Genomic DNA, 15,734 nt, shown 5'->3' on the forward strand with positions numbered 1-15,734 from the left:
TCATGCCCACTGTCACCGCGGGTCAAACGTGATCTGCGCCGCGATCACCAGTCGTACGTGCCGCCGCCTTCGCGCAGGAACACGCCGGTGGGTCCGCCGGCCGGTGTCATGACCTGGCTCGCGATGAACTCGCCGCCGCGCTCGGCCGGCAGCTCCCCGGTGTGCTCGTTCAGATCGGTCGCGCAATAGCCTGGTGACAGAGCGTTGACCCGTACGCCGGCCGCCCGCAGTGTGTTGGCGTAGATGACCGTGACCGCGTTGAGGGCCGCCTTGGACGAGTTGTAGCCGAGCAGGTTGGCGAAGGACGCGTGCGGTGCGCCCTGGTCGGTGAGAAACGCGAACGTCCCCAACCCGCTGGACACGTTGCCGACGCGAGGGTTCCGCGATCGACGCAGCAGCGGAAGCATCGCGTTGGTGACCGCGACGACGCCGAAGACGTTGGTCTCGTAGATCTCTCGCAGGTTGTCGATCGGCAGGTCGGTCGGTCCGTACGGCCGGTCGCGGCTGATCCCCGCGTTGTTGACCAGCACGTCGAGCCGGCCGTGGGTGGACTCGATCAGCTGCGCGGCCGCCTGGATCGTCGTCGGTGCGGTCACGTCGAGGCGTACGAACCGCGCGTCCAAACCCTCTCGCCCCAAGGCCGCCGCTGCCGCCTGTCCGCGTTCGTCGTCTCGCGCGCCGAGCAGGACGACGTGTCCGGCTCGCGCCAGCACCTGCGCGGTGGCGAAGCCGATTCCTTTGTTGGCGCCGGTGATCAGGATGATGTCACGCTCTGCAGTGGAGGTCATGCCGCCAAGGCTGACCCGCGGAGCGTACGGCCGGGAGAGCAGCGGCGAGGCTGGTATCGCCGGTCCCATGGTGACCGGTCGGCAGGGCAGGCACGATGGACGGATGGGACATCTCGACCGCAGCGAGCTGGCCGCGTTCCTGCGCCGCAGCCGAGCGCGCCTGCAGCCGGCGGATGTCGGCCTGGCGGCCGGAAACCGGCGGCGTACGCCGGGACTGCGGCGGCAGGAGGTCGCTCAGCTGGCCGGCATGTCGGTCGACTACTACATCCGGCTCGAACAGGGCCGCGGACCGCGGCCGTCGCGGCAGATGCTGGCCGCGCTCGGTCGCGCGTTGCGGCTGTCCGACAACGCGATGAGCCACCTGCACCACCTGGCCGGCGAGGTGCCGGCGCCGCCGCCGGAGCCGGCCCGGACCGTACGGCCAGGTGTGCTGCACCTGCTCGACCGGCTCGACGACACGCCGGCGTTGGTGTGCGACGCCGCGTACGACGTGCTGGCCTGGAACGCCATGGCGGCGGCGTTGCTGGTGGACTTCTCGGCGATCCCGGCCGACGACCGCAACGTGGTCTGGCGTTTCTTCACCGACCCGGCTGCGCGCGACCGCCACGACGGGGACGGCGCGGAGCGGTTCGCGCGCGAGTCGGTGGCCGACCTACGTGCCGTCGCCGCCCGGTATCCGCGCGCGGCCCGCGTACGCCGGCTGATCGCGCGGCTGCGCGCCGCGAGCCCCGACTTCCGCGCTCGCTGGGACGCCGGAGACGTCGAGACCGGGCGTTCGACGCACAAGCGACTGCATCATCCGCTGGTCGGCTGGCTCGACCTGGACTGCGAGGGCCTGCACGATCCGGTCCAGGACCAGTGGATCGTCTTCTACACCGCCGCGCCAGGCACCCGCTCGTACGACGCGCTTCGGCTGCTCAAGGTGGTCGGCACCCAGAACCTGTCAACACCAGGCTGACAACCGACAGTTGGTGTAATACATGTTTAACAAGACATCAAATCGGAACATTTAGCGCTCCAGCTGGCGCTGGCGCGAGGCAGCCCAACCGCAAACAACGGAAACCCAGCGGTCTTCAGGCGGTGAGATGGGGACGGAAGTCGTCGTCGCGTTCCTCCAGCGGCAGGCCGCTGACCTCGGCGATGGTGGCGATGGCGTCTTCGAGCGAGGTGTCCTCCGGCAGTACGTGCTCGCCGGCGGCACCGAGCAGGTCCCGCGGCTGGTACCACTCGCGCATCTCCTCGGCGGTGAAGTCCGCCGCCTGCGGCCGCGTTTGGTGCCGGCGAAGGGTTTCGGCGAAGCTCACGTCGAGATAGAAGACGGCGGTCCGGCCGCGGTGGTCGCGGCCGAGCCGTAGGAGCATGTCGCGGTATTTGTCGCTGTGCAGGATGCCTTCGACGATCGCGTGATATCCATGGTCGAGGGCGAAGCGCGCGGTGGTCTCGATGAGAGCCGGCGCGGCGCCGCCGGGGAGGTCGCGCTCGCGGAGCACGATCCGCCGGAGGTAATCCTGTTGTACGAGCGCGCAACCGCGGCCGTGGCGCAGCTGCAACTGGCGGGCGATGGTGCTCTTGCCTGATCCGGAGTTGCCGCGTATCACGATCAACCTGGTGTCCGGAAAACCCGCCGCCGCATGCATGACCACGATTATCTCCCGTCCGTTCAGTGACCGGGTATCCGGGTGGTGAACGGACGTCCGTCGACGGTGCCGGTGACGGTCGTCAGGTCCTCGGCCTGAAATGCTTTCCAGGAAAGCGAAACATGCTGTGACCTCAGCGTCAGGTCGGCGATCGCCATGCCGGTCGAGGGATCGATCCTGACCGTGCCGTCCACCGTGGTGCCGGGGAGATAGCCGAATCCGGTCAGGGTCAGCTGGCCGGTTTTCTCGTCATGGTCACGATGTCCTCCACGCAGGCCGGGTTCGCGTGCGGTAACCGGCAGGGACGCGTTGGGGTTGAGCGGACCGATCGCGTCGAGCGCGGTTTGGTACGCCGCCACGATCGTGCTGGCAGCACGGGGAAAACCGCCAAGCAGCCGATAGTTTTCGGCCGTACAAGGCACCTCGATGCCGGCGTCCGGCTCAGCGAGGAAGCCCCGCAGGACCGACTGCGGACAGGCGCCGGCCGGTGTCATGCTCAGCAGCAGACCGTGGCCACCGAAAGGCGTCGTGACGGCTCGGCCACGCGGAAAACGCGAGGCGACTGTGGCCGCGTCGGCAGGTGCGGTGACGGTGTCGAACTGGCCGCTCATCGCCAGTACGGGAACGTCGGGTCGACCGGCGGAAACCGGTGGGCTTTGCCGTTGCGTCGGCCAATAGGCGCACAGCCGGGTCCAGAGCAGGGTCGGGTCGGTCGACTCGGCGCGCGCGTACGGCCAGAAAATCCGGTTCTTGGCGGTGAAAGCGTCGAGCTGCCTGATCCGCTGGTCCGCCGTGGCGTTGCGATCGTACGGAAAACGCGGGTCACCACAGTTGTAGGTAAAAAGCGCAGGCGATAGCGAGTTTCCCAGCGTCGGCGCCGCTTTGACACGCGTGGCCAGCCGATAGAGTGGAGCTCGGTCGCCGTGCAGATACGCGCTGACCGCGGCGAGCTTCTCGCTCGCGTCCGGCACGGAGACCGCGGACGCCAAAGCCGCCGTCGACGACACGGAAAGACGCGGATCGCGGATCGTACGCAGGCGCTGCACCAATGCGGCCCAAAGCGCGGTCGGATTCCGGAAGGTGGTCCGGCACGCCGACGATCGGGCGCAGGCCTGCGTCAAGGCGGACAGCCCCATTCTGTACGGGTTGCGAAATCCCGACGGCTGATAGCCATCGGTCCCGGTGGCGACAACACTGTTGAGCAGCATCGCCCGCGTCGCGTCTGGATATCGGGACGCGTACGCCTGCGCGAACAGCGTTCCGTACGAGTTGCCGACGAACGTCACGTTTCCCGCGCCGACCACCTGACGGACCGCCTCGATGTCGGCGACATGCTGGTCGGTGCTGTAGAAACCGGCCTGGTTTCCGAGCTGCCGAGCGCATGACGTAATCGTCGCCGGCTTCGTCACGTCCAACCCCCGACAGGTCAGCGGCGAGGATTTCCCGAAACCGCGCGGTTCGACCATGAGCACGTCGACGCGATCAGCGAGCGGTCCGAGCAACGCGCCGGTGAGCTCGGCATAGGAGGGATCGAGCGGTCCTGGTCCGCCGCCGTCGGCGACGACCGTGGTCAGTGCCGGCCGGCTTTGATCGGTCCGCGGCACCAGGGTGTACGCGACCGGAATGCGCGGCGATCGCGGATCGGCCCAGTTTGTCGGCACCATCAGCTGTCCGTCGCAGCGTTTCGCGGTCGGTGGACACGCCGACTTCGCCACCGCCGGTGGCTGCCATTCCACCAGGCCGGCAACGAAAACCGACGCGACTGCCATCGCCGCCGTGACTTTTCGAAATCTCATTATCTGTGCTCCAGGTCCGTGCTTCGAAGTGTCGGCAACGAACATAGGAGCGAGGCTCAGGGGGTGGCGTCCTCTTGTGGGCGTAGGTGAGCTGGGGATGTTACCGATCCCGGACCCCCGATACCCTGAGAGCATCCGGTGACTGTCGGTCCGGACTGCCGGGACGGAAGTCCGGCACGGCCTGCGGCTGCGAACCGGCCGCGATCGAAGTGGCGGCCAGGATCGCCGGCGCGGCCGTGTCCATCGCCCGGTAGACGTCCATTTCCGGCTCAGCCACCCCGAAAACGCTGTCGCGAAAGGCGATGTGCGTGTAGTAGTCGGCATCGCCGTGTCCACTGCCGGACGCCTCTGGCGGCGCGTCGGCGCGTTCGTACGTCCACGACTGGTCGACCGGCGCCGGCGTGCCGGCGGTCCACCGCCGCGGCTGGTCGGTCTCGGTACGCCGCCATTCCAGCCGGCCGCCGGTGCCGATCACCTGATACCAATGCCAGCCGGTTTCCGGATGCGGCTGCGCGAAACTCGTGGACATCCGGAGAATCGCGCCGCGCGCGGTTTTCATCAGCGCGGTCTGCAGGTCTGGCTGCGCGATCTCCGGATGCGCACGGCTGACTGGCGCAGTGCTCATCGCCACCACCTCCGTGACCCGGTCGTCCAGCACCTTGAGCATGGGGCTCAATGAGTGCGGCAGATAATGGATCGGCGGCATCCGATGGGACCAGGTGCGGCGCGCGTCGGCGGACGCCGCGCTCGGATGGACCGGGTCGCCGGTCACCGGATCGGCGAACATCCCCTCCGGCAGATAGTGGAAATACTGCGCTTCGGCAAGGGAAATGTCACCGAGCTCGCCGGCCGCGACGATCCGCCGCCAATCGTCCACAAAGGACCAGTAGCGCGTCTGTTCGGCGAGTTGGTAGACCCGGCCGGCACGCTCGGCGGCGAGGACGATCCGCCAGCAGTCCTCGATGGAATGCGCCGCCGGCACCTCGGCATGGACGTGTTTTCCCGCCTCCAGAGCCTGTGCGGCCATCGCACCCTGGTGTTCGGAACGTACGGTCAGCGCGACCGCGTCCACGTCCGGATCGGCGAGCACGGCTGCGTAGCTGTCGTGGCCGCGTACGGACGCCGGCAAGGCGTCGAGCGCACGGCGGGTGCGGACCGCGATCGGATCGTGGATCGCGGTGATGACATAGCCGGGGACCACAGTGAGCATCGGCAGCCAGGTGCCGATGGCGCGCGGCCCGAGACCGACGACGGCTATCCGAATACGGTCCATTTCGGTCCATCCTCTTGTGGTTTGGTGAGATCGATGGATGATATCTCGAAAGAATCTTCGAGATATGGAAGAGGAGTCATGTCCTTCCCGATCCTGAACAGAGGCGGCACGTACGGTCCGTATCTGGCCGAGATCTGCCGCAGCGAAGGATTGCCAGGCGACCTGCTCGATCTGGACAGCGTCGAACTTGCGGCAGTGCTGGCCGACGCGCCGGTGGTGCTGCTCGCGCGCTGTCCGGTCTATCGCGCCGAAGCGGAACTGCTGCGCGATTACGTACGAGATGGCGGCGGACTGGTGCTGATCCGGCCATCGCGGCTGCTCGCCGGATATTTTGGCTTCACACCGGCGGATCGCCACGTACTGCCTGCGTACGTCCAGGTCAGCGACGCCGATCGGATGCAGACCCATGTCGCCGCCGACCTCTACGACGGCCTGCCGGACGGCGCGACGGTGGCAGCGAAACTGGTCGGCGAAGAGGGGCCGGCGATCACCGAGATCGGCCGGATGATCGCTTTTCATTACGACGTGGCGGCGGCGATCACCAGGCTGCGGCAAGGCGATCCGGCCCGCGCCGGCAGCCGCGCGCACGGCGTTTTGCCTTACCGGCAAATGGATCTGCTCAACGAGGATGTCGACCGGTCGTGCTGGCACCAGCCACAGGCCGACATCCACGGCCGGTTGCTGGCCAACGCGGTCGTCCGCGCCGCCAGCCGGCCGGTGCCGCGTTGGTGGTATTACCCCGATCCGGCGATGCGGTCACTGGTCATCCAGGATTCCGACGACGACTGGTCGACCCGGGAACAGTTCGAGAAGATCCTGGAGTCGGTCGAGGAGTTCGGATTCCACGACACGTTCTATCTGATGATGGGTGACCGTCCTGGCGTGCTGACGCCGGCGGACGTGGTCGAGCTGCGCAAGCGCGGCCATTCTTTCGGCATCCACCACGACGCGCTCGGCGACTGGGCCGACGGAGAGGACCAGGAGCTGGTCATCGAGCGCATCGTCCGCGACGATGTGGCGACTTTCCAACAACAGCACGGATTCCGGCCGCTGGTCAACCGGAATCACTGCATGGTCTGGAAAGGCTATGCCGATCTCGCGTACGTGCTGGCGGATGTCGGCGTACGGATGGAGCTGAACACGCACGGCATGGGGGACGTGTGGCTCAACTTCCTGCACGGCTCGTCGCGGCCGATGCGGCACGTCGACGTTGACGGCACCATGATCGACGTTTTCCAGCAGCCGACCCAGGTTTTCGACGACGTGACCATCGTCGACCGGCTCGGCGGCAGTCCGGAGATCGAGGCCGCGGCGGTCGCCGACCACCTCGCCGGACTGATACGCGACGGCCACGGACCGCTGTCGATGCAGTCCCATCCAGTGTCTTTTGCCACGTACAGTGCGAAGTTCTTCCGTGCGGTGTGGAAGGCGGCGCGTGACCTCGGCCTGGAGATCTGGAGCTCCGAGGAATGGGCCGCGTACACGATCGCGCGTGACGCTTCGACGATCTCCGCCGATGCCGACGGATGGACGGTGACGGCGTATGGCGGCTCGCAGACGCTGATGATCCCGACCGAGGCGGTGGTGCGTGTCGATGGCGAGCCGGCGTCAACGACTCGCGCGACGGTGCACGGCATTTCGTACCAGCTGGTCCAGGTCACCGGATCGGCCGACGGCGTCAGGCACCGCATCAGCCTCTCCTGACCGATCACCGGCCGGGGGTGCTTTCGCGTGGCACAACGGCATCGGCCGTGGTCCGACACCGTGGCGCGGTGACTCGATGCTACTCGGCCACACTTTCACCACCCCGGAGCGGCTGATCTTCGGCTAGGACAACAGGGCTACTCACGTGGATAAGAGTCACGTACTCATCGAGTCCACATAGTGGTCCTTTTCGCCACCTGCCGGGGACGCCGTGACGTGTCCGACTTGTCGATCATGGGATTGTCGCGCGCATTTTGATCCTGACGTGCGCGAAAACCCCATGGTCAACAACACACTCTCTCGCGGCGACCCGGCCGGTGCTCGGCAAACCGATGTTGGACATGCTCGCCTTCGTTAGCCGTCACGTCACGCCGGCGCGCCCCTACCCTTTGGAATGAATCGTCTAGGCCCGGCGTACGGTCGGCAGCAACAGGAACATCCGCAGTTTCACCATTTTGATGAACAGCCGCTCGAACGGATTGAAGTCGGTACGGATCGTCGACCGGAGATCGTCAGCGCTGACGATCTCCGGGTCGCCGGCGACGTAGTCGACGCCGTGATATCGGATCTGGCATTCGCCGGCCACCATGATGTTGCGGCACCAGTCGACGGTTTCGCCGTACGGCATCGGGACCAGGAAGCCGTGCTCGGTGAGCCGCGCGTTCACCGGGATCGTGTACGTACGGCCGGACTTGCGGCCGCGGTGGGTGAGCCGGGCCTGCATCGCCAGCCGGCGGCCACCGGCGAGCTTGACCATGTACGGATTCACCGCGCGTGCGATCCGCATTGCTGTTGATGACATTGGATGACCTCCTCGCCATCACGACGAGGCAGGCGTCCCGGAATGTGACATCGTCAGCCGTCCAGCCTGCCGACAAGGTGGACCTTGGCGACCCGCTGACCGACCACGGTGAGGGTGATGACCGCGTACGGCCGGCGCTGCCGGAAGGCGAGCAGGGTCGGCTGACTGGCCCCTGGCAGCGACACCATCGTCGCGTCGGGCCCGTTGAAGCGAACCATGTTCGCGGCGACCAGCTCGCGGCCGTGGTTGACCTGCGGCGGCAGCGGTGCGTCGGCACCGAACTCGGCGACTCCCCAGACCTCCGGACTGAGCACGGCCGTCAACGCCTCGAGGTCGCCGTTGGCGCAGGCGGTGATGAACTTCTCGGTCACCACGTCGTGCTTGTCGTACGTGACCGGTCCACCGTGTTTTCGCGAGTCGGCGATCTTCTGCCTGGCGCGGCGGGCGAGTTGACGGCAGGAGGCGATCGGCCGGCCCAGGGTCTCGGCGATCTCCGCGAACGGCGTTCCGAACACGTCGTGCAGGATGAACGCGACCCGTTCGGCCGGGCCGAGTTGGTGCAGGACAACGGAAAGAGCCGTGCGGACCTCGTCGTCCAGCGTGACGCGGTCGGCCGGGTCGGCCGGCGGCAGGCTGCCGAGCGCCGTCGTCGGCTCCAGTACGGTGGTGTCCCTGGCGTGCTCACGCCGAGCGGCCGCCGAACGCAGGTGGTCCAGGCACAACCTGCTGGTGACCACGGTGAGCCAGGCACGGTCGTCCTCGATCGTGTTCAGGTCGGCGCGGGCCAGTCGCGCGTACGCCTCCTGGACCAGGTCCTCGGCGTGGCCGATGTCGTTGAGCATGCGAAACGCCAGGTTCACCAGATAGGCGTGGTGGGCGTGCCAGGCAGCCGCGAAGCGATCGGTGACTTCGGCCACGGTCAGGTCCCCTGAGTCGTTCATGTCGTCACGACGAGACAGCGACTGGAAAAGTTACCAATCCACGTCGTCACTTTTCTTCCGGCCACTGCGTCCTCGTTGTCGCGCCGCCGCGGATGGCGGCCTGACGAGAGGACACATCATGATCCTGGTGACCGGAGCGACCGGCAACGTGGGACGGCCGCTGGTCGAGATGGTCACGGCACGCGGCGCCGAGGTGCGTGCCGTTACGCGCGACCGGCAGGCGGCCGGCCTGTCCTGTGAGGTTGTCGAAGGTGACGCGGCCAGTCCGGACAGCCTCCGCGGGGTGACCGCGCTGTTCGTCAATCCGCGAGCCGTTGGCACCGAGGTGGACCGGTTGCTGGCGGCAGCCGCGGGCAGTGGCGTACGGCGAGTGGTCGCACTGTCGGCCAACAACGTCGACGACGACTTCAGCCGGCAGCCGTCGCGGTTTCGCGGCGACCGCAACAAAGAAACCGAGGACGCGGTCATCGCGTCCGGCCTGCAGTGGGTGAGCGTACGCGCCAGCACGTTCGCGCCGAACTCGGTCGGCATGTGGGGTGAGCAGATCCGCGCCGGGGACGTCGTCCGCGGCCCGTACGCGAATGCCGCCGAGACGCCGGTCGATCCGCGGGACATCGCCGCGGTTGCCGCCGTCGCGCTGCTGGAGGACGACCTGCTCGGACGCCGGGTCGAGGTGACCGGCCCGCAGACGCTCACGCAGCGCGAAATGGTCGGCGTCATCGGGACCGTGCTCGGGCGGCAGTTGGAGTACGTCGACATCGCGCCGGAGCTGGCCAGGAAGGTCATCCTCGGCAAGGGATTTTCCGAGGCGTTCGTCGATGCCAATCTCGCCCGGCTGGCCGCTTTGGTCGACTCTCCGGCGGTCGTGGCACCTGACGCGGAGAAAATCCTCGGTCGTCCGCCGGCGAGTTTCGCCGACTGGGTCAGCAGGAACGAGGCCGCGTTCCGGTGAAACTCACGGTGGTCGCCGCGACCGGCGGCGTCGGAAAGCACGTGCTGGAACAGGCCATCGCGGCCGGTCATGACGTGACCGTCGTGGCCAGGAACCCAAGCAAACTGCCAATGGACATACGGACGGTGCAAGCAGACCTGCGTACGACCGCGCCGGATGTCGACGGCGCCGACGCTGTCTTGTCGTGCCTTGGCGCGACGACGAACGCCGAGGCCGGCATCGCGTCGGCTGGTACGAGGAAAATCGTGGAGGCCATGCGGATCGCCGGCGTACGGCGGCTCATCGCGATCAGCGCCTCACCGATTTCCACCATGCCATCACCCAACCGACCGCATCCGCCGCGGCACGACCCTGGCGACGGCCTTTTCGTCCGCTATTTTGGTGCGCCGCTGGTAAAGGCGATGTTCCGCAAGCAATACGCGGACCTCGCGGTCATGGAGGACGTGCTGCGGGACAGCGGCCTGGACTGGACCGCGATCCGGCCGCCGCGGCTGGTCGACAAGCCGGTCACCGGCCGCTACCGGGTCGCGGTGGGGGAGAATCTGCCCGGCGGTCTGGCGATTTCTCGCGCCGATCTCGCACACTGCATGTTGAGCCTGGTGGACCGCACCGAGACGTTCCAGCGGACGGTTGGCGTCGCGTACTGACGCTACTTCGGTGTGGGCTGGCCACGGCGATGCTCCTGCGGGCTCATGCCGCGTACGCGCTTGAACGCGGTGCTGAGCGCGAACGACGAGCCATAGCCGACCTGGCGCGCCACCGCGTCGAGCGTCGCGTGTGGCTCGCGGAGCAGGTCGGCCGCGATGGTGAGCCGCAGGTTGGTGAGATAGCCGATCGGCGGCTCGCCAACCAGGTCGGCGAAGCGGCGCGCGAGCACGGCACGTGACACGCCGACGCGGGCGGCCAGGTTGCCGATCGTCCAGGCCTGGTCGGGCGCCTCGTGCAGGAGCTGCAGTGCTTTGCTGACGACCGGGTCGCCGTGCGCGCGATACCAGGCCGGCGCGTCCGGGCGGTCGAGCCAGGCTCGCAGCGCCGCGATGAGCAGCAGGTCGAGCAGCCGGTCCAGCACCGCCTCCTGACCTGGCAGGTCCTTCTCGACCTCGGTGCTCAACAGCGGCAACAGCGGACAGTCCCAGCTGTCGGCCGGCAGCACGACGCGCGTGGGGAGCGTCTCGAGCAGCCGGTGGCCGATTTCGCCGGGCAGCTGGTACGAGCAGGTGATCATCATGACCGAGCCGCGTGGGTTGTCTCCCCAGGCGCGTACGCCGAGATCCATGGCGGCACACAGCTCGCCGCCGCGCAGGTCGGTGGTCCGCTGTCCCGGCTGGACGACGATCTCCGCCTGCCGCGACGGCGTGTCGGCGACCACGTACGGCTCGGTGCCACGGACGAGCGCCACGTCGCCGGGACCCAGCCGCACCGGGTCGTCCTGGCTCGGCACCAGCCAGGCCGCTCCGCGTACCAGGCAGATCAGGGTCAGCGGCGCGTCGTCCTCGATCCGGATACCAAACGGCGGATCGAAGATCGACCGGATGAAGAAGGCGCCCCGGGCCCGCGGACCGTCGAGGAGGCCGGCGAGCGCGTCCATGCCGCCGATTTTAGCCTCAGGAAGACGATCGCGTATGCGACCGAGCGGCCGAGCCATGTCCGGTTCGGCCGCGGACGCGTTGACTTTGTCGGCATGACAACTCATCCCGTCAGAGGCGCCGTGACCGCCTCGGCCACCGTACTGACCGGCCTGCTCGGCGGTGTTTACTACGCGTACGCCTCGTCCGTGATGCCCGGCCTGGCCAAGCTCGACGACCGCGCGTTCTCGGCCGCGATGAACCACATCAACGTGGTCATCGTGAATCCGGTGTTTCTGCTCAGCTTCCTCGGAGCGCCGGCGTTGAACGTCGTCGCGGCGGCGATCTCGTGGCGGCGCGGGTCGCGTACGTCCGCGGCCTGGATCACCGGCGCCGCGCTGCTCAACCTGGTCGGACTCGGCGTCACGGCGGCGGTCAACATCCCGCTCAACGACCAGCTTGCGGCCGGCGGTGACCGGGCCGGCTTCGAGTCGGCGTGGGTTGCGTGGAACATCGTCCGTGCGCTCGCCACCACCGGCGCTTTCGCCGCGCTGACCGTCGGCCTGCTCACCGCGCGTGGCTCAAAACGACCGGCTTGACGACGATCCAGGTCGCCAGCACCGCGACCGCCGAGCAGCCGATCAGGACCGTCGACATGGCCGCCGCGTCGACTTTCCCGAACAATCCCGTCAATGGTGTGACGATCGCCGCGAATGCCAGCGTCGAGAAGCCGAAAATCGACGCGGCGGTGCCGGCCTGCTCGCCGTTGTCGTCGAGGGAAAGCGCGTGCGCGGGCGGAAAACACGTGCCGCAGGCGGTGATGAACAGCCACAACATGACCACGAGCGCCGGCAGGCCGAAGGTGTCGGTCACGATGCGCAGCGCCAGTGCGGTGACCAGCATCGCGACCGTGCCGCAGCCGAGCATGCGCGCCGACCCGAGGCGGCGCGCCAGCATGCCGCCGGCCTGCACGCCGACCACCACGCCGAGCGAGTTGACCAGGAATATCACCGAAAAGGCGGCCGGCGACAGGTGGAATCCGTCTTCGAACAGCAAGGCCGAGGCGGCGACGTACGCGTAGATGCTCGCGTAGACCATGCCGCCAGCCACCACGACACCGAGGAATCGCCGGCTGCCGAGCACCGTACGCGCGCCGGCGAGTACGTCGGCGGATTGTCGAGCCTGTGACCGATTGTCCGGCAGAAGCGTGACAGCGCACAGCAGAAGGCCGCTGAATGCGGCGAGTACGGCGAAAATCATCCGCCAGCCGAAGCCCAGAAGCTGCGCGCCGACGACCGGCGCGAAAAGCGGCGCGACGGTCGTCACGAGGGTCACGCGCGCCAGCATCCGTACCAGCCGCGGCCCCGACGCACGGTCGCGGATCATCGCCAGCACCAGGACATTTCCAGCCGCCGCGCCGAGCCCCTGGCCAAACCGGCACGCAATCAGCACCGGCACCGCCGGCGCGACAGCGCACCCGACACTCGTGACAACATGCAGCCCCGTGGCCGCACCCACCAGCGGCCGCCGCCGCCCGATCCAATCGCTGACCGGCCCCGCGACCAGCTGTCCAACGGCCAACCCAGCGGTCGTCGCCGCCAACGTAAGCTGAAGCTCTGTCGCACTGGCGCCGAACTCCCCACCCAACACCGGAAACGCCGGCACGTACAAATCGATCGTCAGCGGGCCGAGCGCGGTCAGCAGTCCCATGATCAGGATGACCAGCATGGGGTTGATGCTATTACAACGTTGTAAAATATGGGTTTTTGATCGGTGTGCTTTGGGCGGTTACGTCCGCATTTTGTTTGCGTTTGGGGGCGGTCCGGTTTGTCCGTTCTCGCCGACGGGGGAGAACGGACAAACCGGACCAGGAGTGTGGCTGGGGCGCCGGCGGTGCCGTGGCGTCCCGGTGGGTGGCGTGAGGGTCCAGTATGTGGGATCCGGACGCACGTGGAGCGCTAAATGTCCGGCTTGAGAGGTTCGCGGGCGGCATGAATGTCGAGTTACTTGCGCTGGATGCAAGAAACAAGGCTTTCACGCCGCCGCGATCCCTGGAGGCTGTGACGGGTGTGACTACTGAGGCTGACAATGCTGTTGTGACTGCTGGCTGCAACAAATGCCCGTTTTGATGTCTTGTTAAACAAGTATTACGCAGTCAGCCCGCCTCACCCGCATTATCAGCCACGCCAGTCACACCAGCACCACTCCGGACGCTGTGACGGCGTCCAGACCGACGGGTTGCTTCTCACACGTGACCTAGCAAGCCCAGAAAACCCAGCCCCGCCCACAAACGCGCAGCCGCATCCCCAATGCACGCTCGATCGCGGCGCCGATTTTGTGCACGCTGGTCACACAAAGGTCCGCGCCGCGGTCCATGGCCCGCGGCGGCAGATCCGGATGGAACGGCAGATGCGCACCCCAGGCCTCATCGACGATCAGCGTACGGTCGTGCGCACGGCAGGCATCGGCGATTTTCTCGATGTCGCCACATGTTCCGTAATCGGTCGGGGTGACGAGCAGCCCTTTCGCGTCGGAGTCGTCACGTAAGGCCTTCGTCACCTTTTCCGCGCTAGGTGGATGAGCCAGGTGCCGTTCACCATCCCAGTTGGGATGCACCCACACCGGTTCCACGCCACTGCTGATCAGGCCGGAGATCACCGATTTGTGCCCGTGCCGCACGACCAGCATCTTCTCGCGCGGCGCCGGCCACCGCCAGCATCGCGCTCTTGACCGACAGAGAGCTGCCACAGGTGGAAAAGAACGTGTGGTCGGCGCCGACCGCGTCGGTCATGAGGTCCCGCGCCCGGGAAAGTGCGCCATTGCGCATCAGCCGGTCGTCGAGGCCGTTGAGGGAAATGATGTCGGAAGCGAAAACGTCCTTGCCGACCACGTCCAGTACGCGCGGATCGACGCCTCGGCGCTGCTGTGTCCCGGTGCGTTGAACGGCGTGTATTTGCGCGCGTGATAGTCGTGAAGAGCATCCAGCACCGGCCGCGCGTTCGTGGTCCATGCCGCCAGAGTGCCCCGTCGTGGCCGAGCCAAACGGCCTGTCCACAAAGGACCGCCGGCCGGTTTGCCGGCCGGTGAAGCGGGTACCAGCCATCTCGTGGACACGGACCTGACCGTCGGGGTCGAGGAGGAGTTTCTGCTGGTGACGGCGGACGGCGCGCTGTCCGCGATGGGGCCGGCCATTGCCGACAACACGGCTGAGCCGGACGGCGAACTGCAGCGCGAGTTGGCGCGCTGTCAGGTCGAGGCGGCCTCGTCGGTGTGCCGGACCGCGCAGGAGGTGCTCACCGCGTTGAGTGACATGCGCGGCCGGTTGGCACGCGCGGCCGCGCGGCGCGGTGGGCGACTGGTCGCCACCGCGACGCCGATCCTGCCGCAAAACTCGCCGCTGGAGCTGACCCCGGAGCACCGCTATCGCCGGATGGCCGAGCATTTCGGTGAGATCACCCAGACCGGCAGCACCTGCGGCTGCCACGTGCACGTACGCCTGCCGGACCGAGAGACCGGCGTGCGCATCGCCAGTCATCTGCGTCCGTGGCTGCCACTTTTCCTTGCGCTCACAGCGAATTCGCCGTACACCGAAGGCCGCGACACCGGCTATGCGAGCTGGCGCCAGGTGCTGTGGTCACGCTGGCCGTCGTCCGGTCCGCCGCCGGTTTTCGGTTCGCTGGACGAATACGAGGCGTCGGTGGCGGCGATGTTGCGGTCCGGCGCGATGCTCGACCGCGGCATGCTCTATTGGGACGTACGGCTGTCCGACCAGCATCCGACGATCGAAATGCGGGTCTGCGACGTGACCGCCGAGCCGGTGGTCGCGGCGATGGCGGCCGCGCTGGTACGCGCGTTGGTCGCACGCGCGCTCGACGACATCGAGTCCGGCCGGCCGCCGATCGCCGTGCCGACCGAAGTTTTGCGCGCGAGTTTCTGGCGTGCCGCACGCGACGGCCTGTCGGGGTCATGCCTGACGCCAGACGGTCAGAGCCTGCGCCCGGCGGTCGCTCAGCTGCGCGATCTCGTCACCGACCTGGCGCCGACGCTGAAAGCCTTGGGAGACGAGGATTTCATCGACAGTACGTTGCACGACGTGCTGGAAAGTGGTGGCGGAGCCAAGAAACAGCGGGACGCGTACGCGCGCCGGCACGATCTTGCCGACGTCGTCGACGAAATGGTCGTGGCCGGCTAGCCGGACTCCAGCGTCAGCTGTGCACACTCCAGCGCGTCACAACCTTGCAGAAACCTTGCCGCTGATGAGAAATCTGCAAGATTG

At 67.4% G+C, this 15,734-nt stretch carries 16 protein-coding genes; 6 read left to right on the plus strand and 10 right to left on the minus strand.

The window, feature by feature from the left end; translation table 11 throughout:
• Positions 1-44: 44 nt before the first annotated feature.
• On the minus strand, positions 45-788 hold the full coding sequence (locus GNX95_RS23480) for an SDR family oxidoreductase (protein ID WP_163509539.1): 744 nt from the start codon (positions 786-788) through the stop codon (positions 45-47).
• Positions 789-891: 103 nt separating this feature from the next.
• Between GNX95_RS23480 and GNX95_RS23485 the strand changes: the two genes are divergently transcribed.
• Positions 892-1,746: a helix-turn-helix transcriptional regulator gene (locus GNX95_RS23485; protein WP_163509540.1), complete on the plus strand. Its 855-nt coding sequence runs from the start codon at positions 892-894 to the stop codon at positions 1,744-1,746.
• A gap of 115 nt (positions 1,747-1,861) precedes the next feature.
• Here GNX95_RS23485 and GNX95_RS23490 read toward each other — a convergent pair whose 3' ends face one another.
• From GNX95_RS23490 to GNX95_RS23500, 3 genes are all read right to left on the minus strand, one after another.
• Positions 1,862-2,425, minus strand: a complete 564-nt coding sequence (locus GNX95_RS23490; protein ID WP_163509541.1) for a kinase — start codon at positions 2,423-2,425, stop codon at positions 1,862-1,864.
• Positions 2,426-2,448: 23 nt separating this feature from the next.
• Positions 2,449-4,221: an alpha/beta fold hydrolase gene (locus GNX95_RS23495; RefSeq protein WP_163509542.1), complete on the minus strand. Its 1,773-nt coding sequence runs from the start codon at positions 4,219-4,221 to the stop codon at positions 2,449-2,451.
• A 100-nt stretch (positions 4,222-4,321) separates the two neighbouring features.
• On the minus strand, positions 4,322-5,494 hold the full coding sequence (locus GNX95_RS23500; RefSeq protein WP_163509543.1) for a Gfo/Idh/MocA family protein: 1,173 nt from the start codon (positions 5,492-5,494) through the stop codon (positions 4,322-4,324).
• Between the two features lie 78 nt (positions 5,495-5,572).
• Here GNX95_RS23500 and GNX95_RS23505 point away from each other — a divergent pair, with 78 nt between their 5' ends.
• Positions 5,573-7,198 carry a polysaccharide deacetylase family protein gene (locus tag GNX95_RS23505; RefSeq protein ID WP_163509544.1) on the plus strand — a complete coding sequence of 542 codons (1,626 nt, stop codon included), beginning with the start codon at positions 5,573-5,575 and terminating at the stop codon, positions 7,196-7,198.
• A 403-nt stretch (positions 7,199-7,601) separates the two neighbouring features.
• Here the strand turns inward: GNX95_RS23505 and GNX95_RS23510 are convergent, their stop codons facing one another.
• Complete coding sequence (locus GNX95_RS23510) at positions 7,602-8,000, minus strand: PNPOx family protein (RefSeq protein WP_163509545.1); 399 nt, start codon at positions 7,998-8,000, stop codon at positions 7,602-7,604.
• 53 nt (positions 8,001-8,053) lie between these two features.
• The gene (gene sigI, locus GNX95_RS23515) at positions 8,054-8,941 is read right to left on the minus strand and encodes an RNA polymerase sigma factor SigI (RefSeq protein ID WP_163509546.1); all 888 of its coding nucleotides are present in this window, start codon (positions 8,939-8,941) and stop codon (positions 8,054-8,056) included.
• A 115-nt stretch (positions 8,942-9,056) separates the two neighbouring features.
• Between sigI and GNX95_RS23520 the strand changes: the two genes are divergently transcribed.
• Positions 9,057-9,893, plus strand: a complete 837-nt coding sequence (locus GNX95_RS23520) for an NmrA family NAD(P)-binding protein (protein WP_163510184.1) — start codon at positions 9,057-9,059, stop codon at positions 9,891-9,893.
• A complete protein-coding gene (locus GNX95_RS23525; protein ID WP_163509547.1) occupies positions 9,890-10,540 on the plus strand; it encodes an NAD(P)-dependent oxidoreductase in 651 nt (216 codons plus the stop codon). The genes GNX95_RS23520 and GNX95_RS23525 overlap by 4 nt, the downstream gene beginning before the upstream one ends.
• A 2-nt stretch (positions 10,541-10,542) precedes the next feature.
• On the opposite strand, the gene GNX95_RS23530 is transcribed toward GNX95_RS23525, so the two are convergent.
• The gene (locus tag GNX95_RS23530) at positions 10,543-11,481 is read right to left on the minus strand and encodes an AraC family transcriptional regulator (protein WP_163509548.1); all 939 of its coding nucleotides are present in this window, start codon (positions 11,479-11,481) and stop codon (positions 10,543-10,545) included.
• Between the two features lie 93 nt (positions 11,482-11,574).
• Here GNX95_RS23530 and GNX95_RS23535 point away from each other — a divergent pair, with 93 nt between their 5' ends.
• Positions 11,575-12,057 carry an anthrone oxygenase family protein gene (locus tag GNX95_RS23535; protein ID WP_163509549.1) on the plus strand — a complete coding sequence of 161 codons (483 nt, stop codon included), beginning with the start codon at positions 11,575-11,577 and terminating at the stop codon, positions 12,055-12,057.
• On the opposite strand, the gene GNX95_RS23540 is transcribed toward GNX95_RS23535, so the two are convergent.
• The 3 genes from GNX95_RS23540 to GNX95_RS43860 form a co-directional block, all read right to left on the minus strand.
• Positions 12,026-13,186, minus strand: coding sequence for a Bcr/CflA family efflux MFS transporter (locus tag GNX95_RS23540; protein WP_163509550.1), 1,161 nt, complete (start codon positions 13,184-13,186; stop codon positions 12,026-12,028). The two genes, GNX95_RS23535 and GNX95_RS23540, sit on opposite strands and share 32 nt — an antisense overlap.
• 528 nt (positions 13,187-13,714) lie before the next feature.
• Positions 13,715-14,146 (minus strand): aminotransferase class I/II-fold pyridoxal phosphate-dependent enzyme, encoded by a 432-nt coding sequence (locus GNX95_RS43855; protein ID WP_281356944.1) that lies wholly within the window; start codon positions 14,144-14,146, stop codon positions 13,715-13,717.
• A complete protein-coding gene (locus GNX95_RS43860) occupies positions 14,052-14,468 on the minus strand; it encodes a hypothetical protein (protein ID WP_281356945.1) in 417 nt (138 codons plus the stop codon). The genes GNX95_RS43855 and GNX95_RS43860 overlap by 95 nt, the downstream gene beginning before the upstream one ends.
• A 96-nt stretch (positions 14,469-14,564) precedes the next feature.
• On the opposite strand from GNX95_RS43860, the gene GNX95_RS23550 reads away from it, so the two are divergent.
• Positions 14,565-15,650, plus strand: a complete 1,086-nt coding sequence (locus GNX95_RS23550; protein WP_163509551.1) for a carboxylate-amine ligase — start codon at positions 14,565-14,567, stop codon at positions 15,648-15,650.
• Positions 15,651-15,734: the final 84 nt, after the last annotated feature.

This window comes from Fodinicola acaciae (assembly GCF_010993745.1).
In the GTDB taxonomy this organism is placed as follows: Bacteria; Actinomycetota; Actinomycetes; order Mycobacteriales; family HKI-0501; genus Fodinicola; species Fodinicola acaciae.